Raw genomic sequence first — 17,373 nt, 5'->3', positions numbered from 1 at the left:
TCTTTTAGACCAAACTAAAGATAGAATAAACATCAACAAGCTTACCACAAGAATCCATATGTGCGTTATCATAGCTTCTTTATCTCCTGCAAAATATCCCCCTCCAGCATTGAAACTGTACCCTATGAATGCAGAGGGGATCATGAATCCCGATATTAAGCTTGCACAAATAGAAATAACAACTTTTATATATTTTCTAATATAGAACATCCTTTCGATTTATTTGATTACATATACATATTAATCGGATTTTTCCATGTTTTTAATAGATGAATTATTAGCATTTAACAAAAAACCAAGCCTTAACGGATCAATCCCCGCCCTGGCTTGGTTTTACTTGTGTATTTAAAAACTCTCGTTCTGCCTTGGTTAACAATTTCAGTGAATTTTCAAAAGAATAAAGGTATGTAGCACGAAGCAGCTTCAATTGCTTAATCGCTTTTTCCGTTATCCCCTCTTTGATAGCCGGAACCATTTTCCTATGAATGATAGCGAAGTTCTCGCAAGTCAGAATTTCGTCAATCAATAGTTTCTTTTGATTCGCTTCATCTTGTTGTACAGATGCCATCAGCGATCCCTCCAGACTGCTTTTATCTATTAAAAGCTACTTAGGGCTAGTTTCCTTCTCTCACTAAATACTTCAATCATCATTAAAGCACCCGTTCGAAAACCGTGGACAAATGCCGCTGTGGAATGAAGAGAATTAGACTCGCTTAATAAGTCAAACAGCTTTTCAATCTGCTCAAAATCATCTTCTGACACATTCTCTTGAAGAATATTCAAGGAGTCATTAATTTGCTGATCAATCTGCTGAAACTTAGGATCACTTGATTTTATCAACTCATTCGGCCGCCCTCTCCCATAATATAAATCCTCCAAAATGATTTTCATTAAGCCTCCCTTTGAAGAGGAATTTTTCTCCATGTTTAGATTTTATGCGAAAACCGCATAAATATCAATATGCAGTTTTCGCATAAAGTAAACTTAGCATGGGTGATGAGCAGTGTACAGAAGAATTCGTGATCTACGTGAAGACAAAGACCTAACTCAACAACAAATGGCAGAGTTATTACATATTACGCAAGCAACCTACTCCCGATATGAGAATGGAAATTTAGATATACCCAGCGTCCTTCTGATCGAGCTAGCCAATTTCCACAAAGTGAGTATCGACTATCTGCTGAATCAGACAGATAATCCAAAGCGGCTGACCGGCAAATAGGATTAGTGCTCAAAAATAAAGCTTCCGTGATATTTCACGGAAGCTTTATTTTATTCAAGTTAAATTAGAATTCATATCCTGTAACCATTCCAAAAGTGTTACTTAATAAAGTACTAATCATTTACCTTTCTAGTCAGCATCAGAAAAAGAAATAGGCCGCCCTCTGACCAGGATCGCGACCTATTTCTGTGGGTAGTGCCTTTATAAAGCCGCCGCCCTTAAATGAGCTATTGCACCGGAGAGTCGTGTTACAGCAAGGCTCTCTTTGCATTGTACGGCATTTTCTGACTCCACTATACCAGAGATAAATTAATAATGTAATACATATTACTACGTTACAGATTCTTTATCCTCACCTCAATTTCTTGCTGACGGCGAAGCAAATTTTCATACTGGTATTTTTGATTCAAGGACTCACTATTTTCCTTTACGCAATTAACGATTCGCTTACCTTCTGTGTTTAGAATATCGAGCAGTTCATTCTCCAACTCGGAAAACATAACTTTTTGTTCTGCTGTAAAATTATCGAGACAACCTTCTGCTTCACTCCGTTTCCTTAATAAGAGTGCTTTTGCTTCATTTGCCTCAATCAGGCGGTGATTGAATAAAATTTCGATGGACAGCAAATCCGTATCTTCATAGTTATCCATAGTTTGCGCTAGTTCCTGTAAACTTGCAGACAATCTTGAGACAAGTTCCGTATCCCATTCGCTGATCAAATAGCTGAGGATGTTATATATCCAGCCGATGTCTTGTTGAGCAAGAATCATTTTGACATGCGGAATCGTTTCAGTCCTATACTTGAGTAATATCTCAACAATGTCTATGGCTATAGGCCAATTCATATCCTGCAACCATGTCAAGAGTTCTGGTAATAAGGGAATAACCAGTGACCCTTCTGACCGAGCCAGCAATTCAACACTTTTATAATCACTCTTATCTCTTGGCGGATTAGGGTGATCCATTTGTGCTTCACTCCCCTATCGAACTAAGATCAAATTGACTAGATATAGATTCGAAGTATTCTACAACCACCTCACGAAATTCCAAAGCAGCTCGCGAAATGTACCGACTCTTGTGCCATATTAAAGCTATTTCCCGTACCAATTCATGATTCTCTATTTGAAGATATTTGATGTCATCCCGTGAATTCCTTGCTGTGCTTGGTATGAAGGCTAGGCCTATCTCAGCTTCTACAAGAGTAATCAACCTCGCAGGTTCATCCCCCTCATACACATATTTAGGCACAAATCCAACCGATTGGCACAAAGAATCTATTAAATCGCGAGTTCCATAGCCACTCTTCACACCGACAAACCGTTCATCCCTTAGCTCAGTCAAAGAAACGATGGTTTGATCTGCCAACCGATGCCCCTTAGGAACCGCTACAAGGATGGGGTCAGTATAAACGATTTGGCATACAATGTTGTCTCCCTCTATAGGAGGTGAGGACAAACAAAAATCCACCTCTCCTCTATCCAAAAGTCTAACCATTTCCTTCGTAGTCAGCATCTGCACATGAAATTGTATATCAGGTCGCTTTTTCCGAAATTCACGGAGGATATTGGGTAATGTACTTGCGGTGGTCACCGCTAATTCAAGCGTGCTATGCTTCGGGTGAGATAAATCTCTAAGCTCCTGCTTCCCCTGTTCCAATTCAAACAAAGCTCTTTCTGCACGGCAAAGGAATCTGCTTCCGAACTCATTCAGACGCAGGTTCCTTCCTACCCGATCGAATAAAGGAACCCCTAGATCCTCCTCCAATCGCTGAATTGTTTTACTAAGGGATGATTGAGTAACGTGTAGATTTCGTGCAGCTTCGGTCACATGTTCCAACCGGGCTACCGCGAGAAAATATTGCAGCTGAAGAAGTTCCATTTCGCACCCCATTCATTCCTTTAAGTCAATGAGAATATAACATAAAATGCGTTGGAATGAATAATTAAATTCAAGTACGATGTCATTAATACGCTTTAGGGGGACCCAAAATGAGTGCTCGTAATTGGTGGCTAATGATTTCAGTTGGTCTAGGGATACTATTGAACCCATTAAATTCTTCAATGGTTTCTGTTGCTATTCCAAGATTGCAAAGTTCCTTCCAGCTTGACTATACAGGTGTCTCCTGGATTATTTTTTCTTTCTACATCGCAAGTAGCATCGCTCAACCCGTCATGGGAAAGGCCAGCGATTTATTGGGTCATAGGAAGATATTTCTTAGCGGGCTTGTTGTAGCGTTCATTGCCTCATTCTTGGCTCCATTCGCATCAAGCTTCGCGTGGCTCATCGTATTCCGCATTGTGCAAGCCATTGGAACAAGCATGATGGTTGCCGTTGGGATGGCCATAGTGCGAATTCATGTCACAGAAAAACAAGCGACAGCGTTGTCTATTTTGTCGATCTTCCTATCCGGAGCAGCAGCCATTGGACCCTTTATTGGCGGGGTCATCATACACTGGTGGAGCTGGCCCGCGATCTTTTTCGTCAATATTCCATTTGTGGCAGTGAGCTTTCTATTGTCGTGGAGAACTATTCCTAAGGAGAACCTGTCATTAGCCGTTGCACCAGGCTTGTCCGTTCGCAAATGGTTGGATTGGATTGATGGATCAGGGGTCCTGCTCTTCACAATAGGTCTGGTTGCGCTGCTCATTGGATTACTCTCAGCAAAATCATCTGGGCACATCGCTTTAGGAAATGTCATTGTTTCACTGGTAGGACTCGCCCTGCTGGGAGTATTCGTACGACATGAGTTAAAAGCGACCTCACCCTTTATTCCTTTACGCACATTCGCCAAATATCCAGCGATGACTTGGGTTAATGTGGAGTTCATACTCGTTAACATACTATATTACTCACTCTTTTTTGGAATTCCGTCCTACTTGCAGATGGTTCGCCATGTCAGCGAGTTCCAAACAGGGATACTCATGTTAAGCTTAGGTCTCTGCTCTCTGGTTACTTCTCCAATAGCAGGACGATGGATTGATAAATCAGGACCAGGACCAGCAATGCTAGTATCTGCAATTTTGATGACTTTGGGGTCGGTATGGCTCGTGACACTTAATCAAACTTCTCCGGTTATCAGCGTGTGTTTGGCTTTGGTTGCATTCGGGATTAGCAACGGGTTAAACAACGTAGGTATGCAAGCGGCTTTGTTCCAAAGTTCACCAAAAGAAATCATCGGTTTAGCATCCGGATTATTTAATACATCAAGATATCTGGGAACCATCCTCTCTTCCTTGTTGATAGGGATCGTAATGAGAGGTAAGTTTAGCTTTGAGGGATTTCAAGTACTTGGGATTATTCTCACGACCATTGCATTATTGTTGCTATTCATGAGTCGGCGGCATCGGAAGTCAAGTGAGGTGTCTTGAAACTACCCGATGAATCACAAAAAATAACACCACCTTCAACAAAATTTGTCTTTATTCAGATCATATTTAAACTTCTTTCGTTATCTTATACTGTCTATTCGCCCTAAATGCAAAGTACATATACATGATTATTGCAGCTGGAATGAACATCCAGGCAAAGCCTCTAAAGAACGCGAATGGCGTTTCGAAGAGAAAGGCCCTCCAAAACTCTGCTCCATTCAAATTCCATAGTCCCGGCGTATAGTATAGCGATTTCGGATCAAGCAATACCCTTGGATGGATCGCATGTGTAGAAATTAGAGCCACCAGAATTGGGATGAAGGACCAACCCAAAGCAGCCCACATAGCTGCAAGCCGCTTATACCGGCCAGCTTTAGAATCGACATCCGAAAAGATCTCTTCGCTTCCATCTAGGTCTGTCTTTTTAAAATATTGATATCCCATGCTTTTGGTTCCTGCGATATGCTCCCAGCCGCTATCCTCAAATAGTGCACAATAATCCTCGAAATCCTCTTGCTTTTTGAAGGTGCGGTAATCCATTTTTATTGTTGTTTTCTCTGGCTCATCCAATTCGAATTTATAGCCGAACGATGTCTTCTTTGTGAAGCGGTAACCCTGTCTTGCCATGTCATTCAGCCAGTTTTCTTCTTCATCGAAGTTAGTAAAGAACTTGTATCTGTTCATTAGGATTCCTCCATTCTTCTTTCAATCGCTCTGTTCGTCACGTCAATCATGTGCTTCATTCGCTCAAGGTCAAGGTGGAGAATCTCCAACCCTCTATTTGTAATGGCATACACCTTGCGGCGTTTGTCCTCGCTGGCTACAGGCTGAATGAAGTTAAGCTTCATCAAGTTCTCAATCGCTCCATATAGGGTACCAGCAGCCATTCGAACCTGCCCTCCACTAAGTTCCTCCACCTTCTGCATGATTAGATAACCGTGAGCCGGCTCAACCACAGCGAGCAGAATGTAATACACGGTTTCGGTCAACGGCAGGTGTTTATCTCTATCCATACTTCCCCTCCTGGAAAAAAACTTTATATCGCATAGCTATATATCGTCTAACTGTATAGTCATACTATATACAGTCACGCTGTATATTGCAACATAAAAAAACGGCCACCAATCCAAAAAGCTGGCTGCCGTTGATCTGTGGGTAGTGTCTGTTTCACGCTTCAAACCCCATAATGAATAACATACTTCCCTTCATTAATAGCCTGCCTTAGCAATACCATTAAATCTATCAATTCCGCTGATGATTTGGAGCGTTTATCTTTTGACACAATGCTGTAGAACGGCTCTAATGATTCCGGCGGTATAAGCGTCACTCCCCACCTTGCCAGGGCCACATTGGGTCTGTTATAGCTGTGGAAGTAGGTGTGAATTAGCGTCAAATCGTTCCACCAATCATTCAAGAAATCGTCTTCTATCGCGATGCAATGATATCTCTCTGGTTCATAGCCAGAGTAATCCTTATGTTCATCAAAAGTATCAATAATACCGAATTGTGCAACGCAGGCCACCACTACACACCAACCTCTCTTCAAAGGTCCACCTACTTCATCACTACCTTCTGATACTTCCACGTTTTCCCGTAATTGCTGCTGGTTAAATACGCGGTTCCGACTACGTTGCTTGCGCCGTCCTTGCTCAGTTGGATGGGAAATTGCCCTTTTGCACCATTGAATACGGGAGACAGCGGGGTCAGGCTATAGTTCAGCAAGTTGTCCGGCAGCTTCACATGAAGCTTGGCCCAGGTCTTGCCACCGTCCTGTGTCCAGGTAATAGCCGGTTGGAATTCGGTTTCATATCTGAAGCCCATGAACCCGATCTTGTCATTAGCAAAGCCTGCTCCGGTCAGCACTCTCGCGTACACCTCATTGGCATTGCCCTTCACTTCGCTCCAGGTTTTGCCGCCATCCCTGGTCTTATAGATATCATGTTCTTCTCTGCCCATTCCATAAAATTTGCTGAGCATCATCCAGCCGTCATTATTGGTGAGGAACCCGATGTTTTTGGTAGTGCCTGTAAGCTCTTTTGTCACGGGATAGGTGTTCCAGGTTTTCCCTTGATTATTGGAGATTAGCACCTGAACCGGCAATCCCCTCGCACCACCATAGACAATCGCTGTTTTGTCCCTGGAGATGAAGAATCCTGTCCCTCGAGCGGTTAGTCCTGACTCTTCATGACCGCTTGCGTATAGGGTCAGAGGCGCTTGCGCCTTCAACTTGCCGTTGTTGTACGATATGGTAACTTGACCATTCTTATTGAGCGCATAGGTATGGCCCGCATTGTAGGCGATCACTTCCTCCCCTGCGGAGTTACGGGTGTAAACCGTGCCCGGCTGGATCGATGAACCGCTGCCGTCGCTTGGTTCTGAGACCAGTATCCCTGCCGCGACCAATGAAATAGCTGCAATACAGGCGATTTTAGAAAAGCTGCGTTTGAACATTTTGTATCCCTCCTCCAGCCACATTATAATCCATACCGGAAAATAAACTGTTACAAAAAACTCCCTTTTTTGTGTTTTGCCTATGCACAAATCTAGTTGATTTTGAATACTTTTATGTAATAGAATGAACTAATTAATTAATAGGAAAAGGATGCGCATAGCAATGCGGTTGAAGGCACCACGCACACTCAGCAAACGATCTATTTTGTTTTTCTCTCTCATTATGCTCGCCAAAAGTTACTTTGCCTGGTATTACCTGTTCGAGGACGGGCCAACGTGGACGACCTGGTTCAAAGAGATTCCGTTTGTGCTCTTAATCTTCTGCTTAATCGAATGGTTTGCCACGAAGCGAAAGATTGCCATCTATATGTTCGTCAATCTGCTAATTACAGTTTTGTTCTTCTCCTTGATTGTGTATCATAATCATTTTGGAATTATTGCTACTTCCCAGGTGATTGGCCAGGCCAAGCAAGTGGGAGCTGTCAAGAAAAGTATCTTCGCGGTCATACACCCTCAATATATGCTGATTTTTTTGGACATTATTATCATTAGCTGGGTGATGCTCAGACGGACAAAGGCGCTCGCCTGGAAGAAATCCATGTCGCGCCGCAGCAACCGCAAGGTCGTCGCTGCCTTGTTCTGTATTTCCTTCGCGATCTGCATGATGAATATTTTCCCGAACTCAGCCAGTATGAATGAAAATGTCCAAGCCGAGCAAATGGGCATCCTCAATTATGAAGCCTACAACCTGCTTGCGGATGATGAGGAAGAGCAAATAGATCTCTCGCAGATTACGCAATCCGCCATTGATGAGACAAAAGGCATCAAGCCTCAAGCCAATCCGGCCCTGTATGGAGCCGCCAAAGGTAAGAACCTGATCATCCTTCAGATGGAGTCTTTTCAGAACTTCCTGATCAATCTATCCATTGATGGACAAGAAATCACACCGAATATGAATAAGCTGGCTTCGAGCAGCCTCTACTTCCCGCGTTTCTACCAGCAGGTGGGACAGGGCAACACGTCTGACGCCGAATTTATCGTGAACACCTCCTTTTATGTTCCGCCGAATGGCGCGGCTACGGAGATGTATGCGCCCAAAGAGCTTCCGAGCTTACCCAAGCTGCTACAGGCCCAAGGCTACGACACAGCAACATTTCATACGAATGACGTAGAGTTTTGGAACCGGGGAGAGCTGTACAAGGCACTCGGATTTGACCGGTATTACGACAAGTCATGGTTCGGTGAAGAGGATACCGTCTTCTATGGCGCTTCCGATGAAGTCCTTTATAAGAAGACCTCCGAAGAACTGGCGAGAATGGACCAGAGCAGCCGGCCATTCTACTCCCACGTGATCTCCATGTCATCACATAATCCGTTCTCGATTCCGGAGAATAAATACAAGATGGCCCTGCCGGAACGATACGAAGGAACTCTCGTTGGAGATTACATACGTGCCCAGAATTATGCTGATTACGCGCTTGGACAATTTATCGGCGAGCTTAAGCAGAACGGTGTATGGGATAACAGCTTAATCGTTGTATATGGCGACCATCGGGGCCTTCCAATTTTCTCACTCCAGGATGAGGATAAGGTTCTGCTGGAGGAAATTCTGGAGCATGAATATACGGAACGCGATCTCATCAATATTCCGTTAATCATTACATCTGCAGGTGTTACATCGCCAAGTGTAAAAAATCAATTAGGCGGACAAGTGGATATTTTACCGACAGTATCCAATTTATTGGGAGTATCGCTTAACGATCATATTCATTTTGGACAGGATTTATTGAATCAGTCCTCCTATAACCTGCTCCCGCAGCGCTATTATTTACCAACGGGATCATTCGTGAATAACGAAGAGTTATTCCTGTCAGGCAGCGGGTTCGAGGACGGCCAGCATTACACCTTATCCGGGGATGGTAATAAGCCGCTTCAATCCACAGAGGATGAATTCAACCGTGCGCTGAAGCTCCTCCAGCTGTCAGACAGTTATGTGACGCAATTGCCAGACAGAGAAGTCAAGGATGAGGAATAGTGAGCCCCCCTCGTTAAGGACAGTAAAATATAGTACAGCAAACTCCCACTTCGTAATTTCGAGGTGGGTTTTTTTCTGCAGGAGTCGATTGGATTACACAATATTCTAATATATAACAAATAATTCTAAATATATTAATATAATGGTAGATTATTCGTGGAAAAAGGAATAGAATAGGTTTTGGGAATAATTTCCTAATGCAATAAAAATAAAAAATGGAGGTGCTTTGTTATGCGAAAGTCAATTCCCGTTCTTTCTTCGCTGGCCGTCTCGCTGTTGTTTTCGTCCCAGTTGGTATTTGCACAGGAAGATAAGCTTCCTGCCAATAACATCCTTCCACACGCCGAGAGTCAGGAAATCACCAAAAAGGTAGATTTAAAAGTTGTCGATTTACTGGACAATAGCAATTTGGGAGATACAACCGAGCAGGCTGCACCGTCAATACAGGCGGCAAATCTGCTGCCTCCTGTGCTGCAAGCAGCCAGCAATTACAATTTCTCGCCGCGCGATTTCGGTAATTCCGTCGTGCAAACGAGCGATGGCGGCTACGTGTTCGTCGGCTCAACTACCGTGAATGGAAATGACGATATCCTATTCGTCAAGACAAACGCCGCTCTGACTATTCAATGGGCTTACGCTTATGGAGGAACAGGAGCAGAATCTGGCGCTGAAGTACGGGTGGCCAGCGACGGCGGTTATATGATTGCCGGGACAAGCAATGCAAGCGGTTCTTCAGATGTCATTCTGATCAAGACAGATGCAAGCGGTACAGTGGAGTGGTCGAAAACCTACGGAGGGCCAGGCAAGGAAGAAGCCCAGGCCATGGAGCGTGGCGCTGACGGCGGGTATATCGTTGCCGGTACCAAGGAAAGCAGCAGCAACTCCAACGACGCTTACTTGTTAAAGGTAGATGCAAGCGGGAATATTCAATGGACCAGAACTTTCGGTAAGGATAACCTTGAGGATCGTTTTTACGGGGTGACGGCAACACCGGATGGCGGATATGTAGCGGTCGGATATAAAACGCTCTCCGAAATTATTAATCCAGGAACGGCTCAACGGATGTATGGCTTAATGGTTAAGGTAAATGGAAGCGGCAGCACCGTTTTCGAATCTACTCTGGACCGCTATGCAATGTTGAACGGCGTTGCTGCGACATCAAGCGGTTATGTGGCAGCCGGAGCTATTAATAATGTTGATCTGCCCAATAACAGTCAACTATACAACGTCTATGTAACCAAAGTCGGTACATCCGGCGCTCAAAGCTGGAGCAAACAATTCCATTCGACCAATGGCGATTTTGCCAACGACATCAAGCTTGCGTTGGATGGTAACTTCATTGTGACAGGGTTTATTACTCCGGCTGTATACAAGGAAGACCTGTTGATGCTGAAAATTGACGGCTCCGGAAATGCACTATGGTCCAACACCTATAGCTTCGGCGATACCGGCGAAATTGGCAGAAGCGTCGCAACCACCAGTGACGGCGGCTATGTCGTTGCCGGTTCGTATCTTTCGAACAGTGATTATGACGCCCTTCTGCTTAAGTTTGGCAGCGATTGACTTTCATTAGTTTGTTATAATTCCAACATCCAGCTTTCTAGGCACTTAACCCTTTCAACTGAATAGAATATCCCAATCAGACAATTCAAGGGATAAGTGAGGGAAGTCTAATGGAGCATTGGATTCGGGTTGAACCGAATGTGAATGTGTATGTAAATGATATCAATCCGCTGGGCACAAAGACAATTTTGTTCATCCATGGCTGGCCTGCCAACCATAAGATGTTCGAATATCAGTACAATCATCTGGTGCCTATAGGGTATCGTTGTATCGGAATGGACATGCGGGGATTCGGAAATTCGGATAAACCTCTGCATGGATACGACTACAATCGGCTAGCTGATGATATCCGGTGTGTTATCGGAGCTCTGGGACTCAAGGATATCACACTCGCGGGACACTCCACCGGGGGAGCTGTAGCGATTCGATATATGGCCCGTCACAACGGATATGGGGTTTCCAGGCTTGCGCTTTTTGCCGCGGCAGCTCCCAGCCTGATTCAACGGCCAAACTTCCCATATGGCACCACAAAAGAAGCCATAGTTCAGATCATTCAAGCTACCTATCAGGACCGGCCCAAGATGCTCCGCGACTTCGGAGAACAATTTTTCTATCAAAAGGTTTCACAGCCCTTCTCAGATTGGTTCTTCCAATTAGGACTGCAGGCTGCCAGCTGGTCCACAATAGCCGTCTCCAAAGCTTGGCTCGACGAAGAACTATTTCATGATTTAGTAAAAGTGCATGTCCCCACCTTGATTCTTCATGGCATTCATGATCAAGTTTGTTTGTACCCTTTGGCCGTGGCGCAGCATCAAGGAATAAGGAATTCCGTCCTTGTGCCATTTGAGCACAGCGGCCACGGATTATTCTATGACGAGCGTGAGAAATTCAACCGGGAGCTATCGGGGTTTGCCGGGTAGATCTTGATAAGAAAAAGGAGAAGCAGCCTTATCTAAGAGCTGCTTCTCTTTTTTTATGCACCCTAAAATATAATATAATCAGGCTGATCGAAATCAATGGCTATGAAAGGAAGAGTAACATGAAAATAAGAGATTCATATACCTGTCCACTGGAGCTTACACACGATATTATCCGCGGGAAATGGAAACCGATTATTCTATGGCAGCTTGACAAACATAATGCTTCTCTTGCCCAGTTGGAAAATGAAATCGAAGGCATTAATCAAAAGATGCTGCTTGAACATTTGAAGGAGCTTGCCGAGCATAAGATCGTTGGCAAAACTACATATGATGGCTACCCGTTAAAAGTAGAATATTATTTGACGGAAAGAGGCAAACAGCTCGTAGAGGCGATTGTGATCATGCAAAGCGTGGGTGTCCAATTAATGCTGGAAAATGGCATGGAGGATTTTCTTAAAGAGAATGGCTTCATTAGCTAATCTGCAAGGTAAAAGACTTACAAAAAAGTGGGTACTGTTCTACTAATTCAATAATTTGTATACTGCTCCTATAGCCCCATACCAAGGAGTGATTCATAGTGGAGAACGTCAAAGCACCGCTTTTATTGGTTCCGTGGACAGTGATGGATTCCCTAATATGAAAGCCATGCTTGCCCCCCGCAAGCGGGAGAACCTGCTTCATTTCTATTTTACGACCAATACCTCTTCAATGAGAGTGAAGCAGTTCAGAGAGAATAATAAAGCCTGTGTGTATTTCTGCGACCAAAATAATTTTATAGGTATGATGCTGACAGGGACGATGGAAGTGCTTGAAGATGCGGCCTCCAAGGAAATGATCTGGCGTGAGGGAGATACCACCTATTATTCACTGGGTGTAACAGACCCCGACTACTGTGTATTGAAATTCACCAGCCAATCGGGCAGGGTGTACCGCAGCTTTAATTCAGTCAATATTGACATTCATACGGGCGATGCTCTTTCTCAGCAACAATAATGAATGATCCCCCCTAAGTTCAGGGTATTTTGCTATTAACCTTCAGTACGGGGCTGTTCCAAAAGCCATGAAATGGCTGCTTGGGGCATCCCTCGTTTTTTTAATAAAGAGGGCAGATACAGTCAAGCGGAATTTAATAATTTGTATTATCCTGACCATGTGGGAGGTGCATACTATGCATGCATGGGAAGCAATCCAGAAAACTCTGGATTATATTGAGGAACATATAGCAGAGAATATTAAAATCGAGATATTGGCAGAAACCGCCTCTCTGTCACTATTTTATTATCAGCGGTTGTTCAGCCGTTTGGTTAAAAAGCCGGTGCGGGAATACATTAAGCTGCGGCGTATGGCTATAGCCCTAGAAGCTCTGCCGAATAAAAATAACCGCATTCTTGACATTGCTTTAGAGTACGGTTTCGGCAGCCATGAAACTTTTACGAGAGCATTCAAAGAAGCGTATGGAATGACCCCTGAGCAATACCGGGAGAACCCGGTTTCTCTGAACCAGTTTGACAAACCCGATTTATTTCTAGGCCATACCTTAATTGACGAGGGTGTACCGCTGATTAGCGATGGGCTAGTTTTAGAAATGAACCGTAGAATTTTAAATAAACCCATTGATTTTGTGGGAGTAATTGGTTATGTTCCTGTTGCGGGGCAGTTACCCGTTGGGGAATCGACCGGTGTCGATATGCCTGGCGAAATATGGAGACGTTTCCACCAGGAGAAAGATCGGATTGCCTACATACCTAATGGGCGTGAGGCGGGCGTTGCTTATATGGGTGATGCACCAGAGGGGTGTTTTACTTATTTCGCAGGCGCAGAGGTTGAGTCCGGGGTGTCGGATGAGCATTATCAAATGTGGCAGCTTCCTGCGCGGGAATATATCGTTTGCGGATTTGAGGCGAGTGATTTTCTTGAACTAGTTACTGTTGAGCTTAACAAGGCAATAAAATACAGCAGTCTATGGCTCGAAAAGCACAGCCTTATGATGGATGTGTTTGCCCCTGAAATATATTATTGCAGTACACCTGAAACCACCTATATGGAATTGCTGATCCCTTTCAATAAAAAGCAGTAATGATTGCAATGGATAATTTATGAAATATGGAGGTTTTTATGGGAGCACAAATTAATTTTGAAGTACAAAGCTTTAAAGCCGTCAGATTTATAGGCAAAGAAGTAATTGTCGGAAAGAAAAATCCTGTTCCGGATTTATGGGAGAAGATATTGAACGATGGAACAAATGATTTTCTTCAAAGCCTGCCTGAGCGGGTATCTCCACTAGGAGACACGATTGGATGGATGGGTGAATACAACCCACAGACAAAAGAGTTTATTTATATTGCGGGGATATTTGCCCAACCGGGAGTAATGGTTCCAAATGGATTTTCCTACCGTGACATTCCTGATTGTCTAATGGGGATTGGCTGGATACAAGGAAAAACTTCCCGTCTGGAAAAAGGAGCCCATGTAAAAACAGAGAAGATTATGAGAACAAACGGGTATATGCCAGATTACTCAATTGTCGGAATTTCAATGGAATACTACTCATTCGATAAGTATGCAAATATTGAAGAAGATGGTAATAACACCTTTACTTTTGGATATTATTTACCATGCAAAAAGATTGTCTAACCTTCCACTAAGGAGCATAATGTTGAATTCTCCAAATTCTCATGAACTTCGTAAGAAGTTGTGATAGTTGTTCCTCTCACATAAGAAAACGAAGATAACAAAAAACAGGTCAATCATGGTGGTATCTGACCATAATCGACCTGTTTAATGTAACGGAAAAACGTTATAGGGTATACCAATCACCCAATAAAAACCACAGCATCATCACGTTGAAAAGCAGTAGGAAGCTTAGTTTCAAGCAGATCAATTCTTGATAGCATTTGTTCTTGTACATCACCTTGTAAGTTATTTTGTGCCCAGTCTCTAAGAAAACCTAGTTCACGTATCATACAAATAGCATCTTCTTTTGTGACATCAATTCCGTACTTAATACCCACAATCCATTCTGTATTTATTGATTCTATTGCAGGTATCCAGTATTTTTCAAAGAAATTATGTGTTGCTATTGGAATACTAAAATACTGTTCAAATTCATTTTGTGGTTCGAGAATTATTGCTGAAACAGCCATAATCAACTTCCTCCCTTACCAAACTCAGCAGTAAAAGTATAATCCGGGAATTCTTCTTTGAGTTTTTCAATATTTCGTTCAGATAATTATTGTATCAACATTTCTGCATACAAAGCACAAGCCAGTAATCTTCCTTTTTCTTGGGGTTTCAAAGATGATATTGAATCGGAGAAATAATTCCCCCCTAATTTATCAATAAATGAAGTACATTGAACCTTCAATTTTTCAAATGACACATTGTTCTCTATACATTTTCTAGCTAAAGATTTCAATTCTTCAAATGCTTCCGAAAAATCTTTAGTTGAACAAAGTTTATCGTACATCTCCCTTGAATAGATATAGAATTTTGTGCGTTTATTTACTATGAAAGGACTAGCCATATCCTTCTCTACTGAGACAGCTAAACTTGATATATTGTTACTAAGTTCAACAAGTTTTTGTCCCACTGAGTATATGATTTCATCAGAGACTTCATAGTCGGAATAAACAACGATCTTAAATCCAATATTTAGGACTTCTATTCTATCGTCAGGAAATTCGACCGGTGCTATCCATAGAACTATAACCACGTCGCCCCCTTTCGCTCGATTATCAGTACACTTAATATATAGGGCAATTTTATCATTATAGCGTTTTACAAATACACAATAATCACCTTCAGATATTAATGGTGGAGTTAATTTGAACCCTGCTGTTGCAACAGTTGAACCAAGTGTTTCTTCCATAGCATTACTAAAAGTTCGCTCCATAGTGATCCTCCAATGTATCAAAAATGGTTTTTTGGGACTATTTCTAACTGTATTCTTGGTTATTTTGAAAAAATGCAAGAACCCTAAGATAACAAAAAACAGGTCAATCATGGTAGTCCCAAACCATAATCAAACCTGTTTCATGAAACTTGCTAAGGATATTAACATTTACTAAGGGCTTTAGTTTTTTAGGTAGTCCTTATCCCAGGCATTCAGCTCGCAACCCGTTTTTTTCGTTCCATGTACAGTCCATCTAAACTTATTCAATCGAACTAAATGGTCGTGTATCTCACCAAGCCAAATTAAAATCAAGTTCACCAAAGACTGTATCATGTGTGCTGGCTCGAAAATTTTTCAATCCTCTATTTCCAGATAATATTTGTCATCCTCTTCTAATTTAACTAAAAACTCCTTTAGTGAACTTGCAATTTGAATATCATAATAAAAGATTGGATTCATATTACTTTCATTCAGTTCGATTGACATCAAGGCTGTTTCATTACCTTCAAAAAATATTAACTTGTTATCCTCGAATTCTTCGTATATTTCTATATCAGGGTAATATTTATAATCATTTTCCCTCAATCGAAAATCCCTTATAGAATAAGGATCCATAATTCGATTTATATTATTTTCAGAACCTTTAATAAATCCGTAACCAATTTCCAAAAAGAAAGTTTTTAATTCATTAGGAATTTTTAATTTTAGGGCTTCTTCCATATCAATAATTTCATCCTTGGTCACTGCATAAAAAGTATTATTTAAATTTCTTTTTATAAAGTCATAACTCATTACTTCGTACCTCCACTAAATAATTTATTTGCTGGTGACCCTGCTCCGTGGATCCCGCCTTGATGTTCATCAGGAAATTTTGCTGGATGCATATTCCACCACTCATGTTCTCCATCAAAACTGTTTTCAATGATATGATGTGCATCATACTTATCACCTTTTTTCCTAATTACTTTTCCTGTATTCTCTGAGATGATGTCCTCATCATACGTAGGCCATTTTTGACCAGTTTTCGATTCCCATTCTTTAATTACTTCATCTCTAACTTTATCAAATTCCTTTCTATTCTTAGCCGTTTGCTTAGCAGACTTTTTTGTATACTTTTTATTTCTCAAGGCATCCTTTAATTTATCTAGTTGAACTTTCGATAGTTTTCTACCTGTGCGCGTTTCAATATCTTTGATATAGCTTCTTACTAATTTAGAATCAAAGCCAACTTCAACCTCTAGATGGCTAGCATCTTGTTCAGAATTCGCAATCCTATCAAAATCAATCTTGCCGTCTTTGCTAGCAACGGCCTTATTATAGACGTCTACTCTTTGGGCGTCCGTCAAGCTCTTGATCTTATCGAGTTCAGCCTGGGTACTGATTCCAGCTTTTCTGCCTTCCAGACTATCGACTTCTTCGATCGTTCCGTCCGCGAGCAGCACCCAAGGATTAACCTCACCGTAAAGACGGATATGTTTCCCCTTGCGCTCCAGCTTAAACTTCTTGAACTTGAACTTCGCAAGAATCCGGCCAAGCAGGCCCTTGAGCTTTTTAGCCCCCTTCATGAGTCCTTTTTGCAGGCTCTTGATCACGATTTTGCCGTTGCGGATGATCATGCTGCCGCTCTTGGAGGCCAGCTTCGCTCCGGTTTTCAGCAAGCTCTTGATGCCCTTGGCTCCTGCGCCAGCTACAGCCTTCACACCTTTGGCCGTTGCCGCTGCGCCTTTCTTCACGGCTTGTCCGGTCTTCTTGAGTCCCTTGCCGAGGCCCTTGAAGCCCAGCTCCATCGCCAGCTCGACCAGGCCCATCGCCATTGCTGTTGCCAGTGCAATAGCCGCCGGTTCGATCAGCTTTTGCCAGCCTTGGCTGAGGTAAGTGCCAATGTGGACAGAGGCCTCTGCCAGTGTCTGCGCAACAGATAC

The 17,373-nt window shown here is 42.6% G+C and carries 20 protein-coding genes and 1 pseudogene; 9 read left to right on the top strand and 12 right to left on the bottom strand.

Annotated elements, in window-relative coordinates:
• Window positions 1-310 precede the first annotated feature (310 nt).
• Window positions 311-568, bottom strand: a complete 258-nt coding sequence (locus tag AC0LWN_RS28340) for a hypothetical protein (protein WP_458962773.1) — start codon at window positions 566-568, stop codon at window positions 311-313.
• 29 nt (window positions 569-597) lie between these two features.
• Window positions 598-891, bottom strand: coding sequence for a DUF6809 family protein (locus AC0LWN_RS28335; RefSeq protein ID WP_474671284.1), 294 nt, complete (start codon window positions 889-891; stop codon window positions 598-600).
• A gap of 112 nt (window positions 892-1,003) precedes the next feature.
• Between AC0LWN_RS28335 and AC0LWN_RS28330 the strand changes: the two genes are divergently transcribed.
• Window positions 1,004-1,222, top strand: a complete 219-nt coding sequence (locus AC0LWN_RS28330; RefSeq protein ID WP_474671282.1) for a helix-turn-helix domain-containing protein — start codon at window positions 1,004-1,006, stop codon at window positions 1,220-1,222.
• Between the two features lie 335 nt (window positions 1,223-1,557).
• Here the strand turns inward: AC0LWN_RS28330 and AC0LWN_RS28325 are convergent, their stop codons facing one another.
• Entirely contained in the window at window positions 1,558-2,187 is a 630-nt protein-coding gene (locus AC0LWN_RS28325; RefSeq protein WP_474671280.1) for a DUF5071 domain-containing protein, read from the bottom strand.
• A 7-nt stretch (window positions 2,188-2,194) separates the two neighbouring features.
• A complete protein-coding gene (locus AC0LWN_RS28320; protein ID WP_474671278.1) occupies window positions 2,195-3,100 on the bottom strand; it encodes a LysR family transcriptional regulator in 906 nt (301 codons plus the stop codon).
• A gap of 110 nt (window positions 3,101-3,210) precedes the next feature.
• Here AC0LWN_RS28320 and AC0LWN_RS28315 point away from each other — a divergent pair, with 110 nt between their 5' ends.
• Window positions 3,211-4,590 carry an MFS transporter gene (locus AC0LWN_RS28315; RefSeq protein ID WP_474671276.1) on the top strand — a complete coding sequence of 460 codons (1,380 nt, stop codon included), beginning with the start codon at window positions 3,211-3,213 and terminating at the stop codon, window positions 4,588-4,590.
• Between the two features lie 66 nt (window positions 4,591-4,656).
• On the opposite strand, the gene AC0LWN_RS28310 is transcribed toward AC0LWN_RS28315, so the two are convergent.
• The 4 genes from AC0LWN_RS28310 to AC0LWN_RS28295 form a co-directional block, all read right to left on the bottom strand.
• The gene (locus AC0LWN_RS28310) at window positions 4,657-5,274 is read right to left on the bottom strand and encodes a DUF2812 domain-containing protein (protein ID WP_474671274.1); all 618 of its coding nucleotides are present in this window, start codon (window positions 5,272-5,274) and stop codon (window positions 4,657-4,659) included.
• Window positions 5,274-5,603, bottom strand: coding sequence for a PadR family transcriptional regulator (locus tag AC0LWN_RS28305; protein WP_474671272.1), 330 nt, complete (start codon window positions 5,601-5,603; stop codon window positions 5,274-5,276). Before AC0LWN_RS28305 ends, AC0LWN_RS28310 begins: the two co-directional genes overlap by 1 nt.
• Before the next feature lie 161 nt (window positions 5,604-5,764).
• The gene (locus AC0LWN_RS28300; protein WP_474671270.1) at window positions 5,765-6,175 is read right to left on the bottom strand and encodes a short-chain dehydrogenase; all 411 of its coding nucleotides are present in this window, start codon (window positions 6,173-6,175) and stop codon (window positions 5,765-5,767) included.
• Window positions 6,145-7,041 (bottom strand): WD40/YVTN/BNR-like repeat-containing protein, encoded by an 897-nt coding sequence (locus tag AC0LWN_RS28295; RefSeq protein WP_474671268.1) that lies wholly within the window; start codon window positions 7,039-7,041, stop codon window positions 6,145-6,147. Before AC0LWN_RS28295 ends, AC0LWN_RS28300 begins: the two co-directional genes overlap by 31 nt.
• A 163-nt stretch (window positions 7,042-7,204) precedes the next feature.
• Here AC0LWN_RS28295 and AC0LWN_RS28290 point away from each other — a divergent pair, with 163 nt between their 5' ends.
• The 7 genes from AC0LWN_RS28290 (at window position 7,205) to AC0LWN_RS28260 (ending at window position 14,193) form a co-directional block, all read left to right on the top strand.
• Complete coding sequence (locus AC0LWN_RS28290; RefSeq protein ID WP_474671266.1) at window positions 7,205-9,076, top strand: LTA synthase family protein; 1,872 nt, start codon at window positions 7,205-7,207, stop codon at window positions 9,074-9,076.
• A 231-nt stretch (window positions 9,077-9,307) separates the two neighbouring features.
• Entirely contained in the window at window positions 9,308-10,639 is a 1,332-nt protein-coding gene (locus AC0LWN_RS28285) for a hypothetical protein (protein ID WP_474671264.1), read from the top strand.
• Window positions 10,640-10,749: 110 nt separating this feature from the next.
• The gene (locus tag AC0LWN_RS28280; RefSeq protein ID WP_474671262.1) at window positions 10,750-11,559 is read left to right on the top strand and encodes an alpha/beta fold hydrolase; all 810 of its coding nucleotides are present in this window, start codon (window positions 10,750-10,752) and stop codon (window positions 11,557-11,559) included.
• Window positions 11,560-11,678: 119 nt separating this feature from the next.
• A complete protein-coding gene (locus AC0LWN_RS28275) occupies window positions 11,679-12,038 on the top strand; it encodes a winged helix-turn-helix transcriptional regulator (protein ID WP_474671260.1) in 360 nt (119 codons plus the stop codon).
• Window positions 12,039-12,126: 88 nt separating this feature from the next.
• Complete coding sequence (locus AC0LWN_RS28270; RefSeq protein WP_474671258.1) at window positions 12,127-12,552, top strand: pyridoxamine 5'-phosphate oxidase family protein; 426 nt, start codon at window positions 12,127-12,129, stop codon at window positions 12,550-12,552.
• A gap of 175 nt (window positions 12,553-12,727) precedes the next feature.
• A complete protein-coding gene (locus tag AC0LWN_RS28265; RefSeq protein WP_474671256.1) occupies window positions 12,728-13,636 on the top strand; it encodes an AraC family transcriptional regulator in 909 nt (302 codons plus the stop codon).
• Between the two features lie 38 nt (window positions 13,637-13,674).
• The gene (locus tag AC0LWN_RS28260) at window positions 13,675-14,193 is read left to right on the top strand and encodes an AraC family transcriptional regulator (RefSeq protein WP_474671254.1); all 519 of its coding nucleotides are present in this window, start codon (window positions 13,675-13,677) and stop codon (window positions 14,191-14,193) included.
• A gap of 179 nt (window positions 14,194-14,372) precedes the next feature.
• Here AC0LWN_RS28260 and AC0LWN_RS28255 read toward each other — a convergent pair whose 3' ends face one another.
• The 4 genes and pseudogenes from AC0LWN_RS28255 to AC0LWN_RS28240 all read right to left on the bottom strand — a co-directional run.
• Window positions 14,373-14,702, bottom strand: coding sequence for a hypothetical protein (locus AC0LWN_RS28255; RefSeq protein WP_474671252.1), 330 nt, complete (start codon window positions 14,700-14,702; stop codon window positions 14,373-14,375).
• A gap of 86 nt (window positions 14,703-14,788) precedes the next feature.
• Window positions 14,789-15,451 carry a hypothetical protein gene (locus tag AC0LWN_RS28250; RefSeq protein ID WP_474671250.1) on the bottom strand — a complete coding sequence of 221 codons (663 nt, stop codon included), beginning with the start codon at window positions 15,449-15,451 and terminating at the stop codon, window positions 14,789-14,791.
• Window positions 15,452-15,805: 354 nt separating this feature from the next.
• Window positions 15,806-16,243, bottom strand: a complete 438-nt coding sequence (locus AC0LWN_RS28245; RefSeq protein WP_474671248.1) for an SMI1/KNR4 family protein — start codon at window positions 16,241-16,243, stop codon at window positions 15,806-15,808.
• A pseudogene (locus tag AC0LWN_RS28240) lies at window positions 16,243-17,373 on the bottom strand (hypothetical protein); the annotation flags it as partial. The pseudogene AC0LWN_RS28240 and the gene AC0LWN_RS28245, both read right to left, overlap by 1 nt.

The sequence above is a fragment of the Paenibacillus sp. sgz302115 genome (assembly GCF_056120445.1).
Note: the sequence above shows the minus strand (reverse complement) of the source record. Positions and strands in the feature narration are given on the sequence as shown.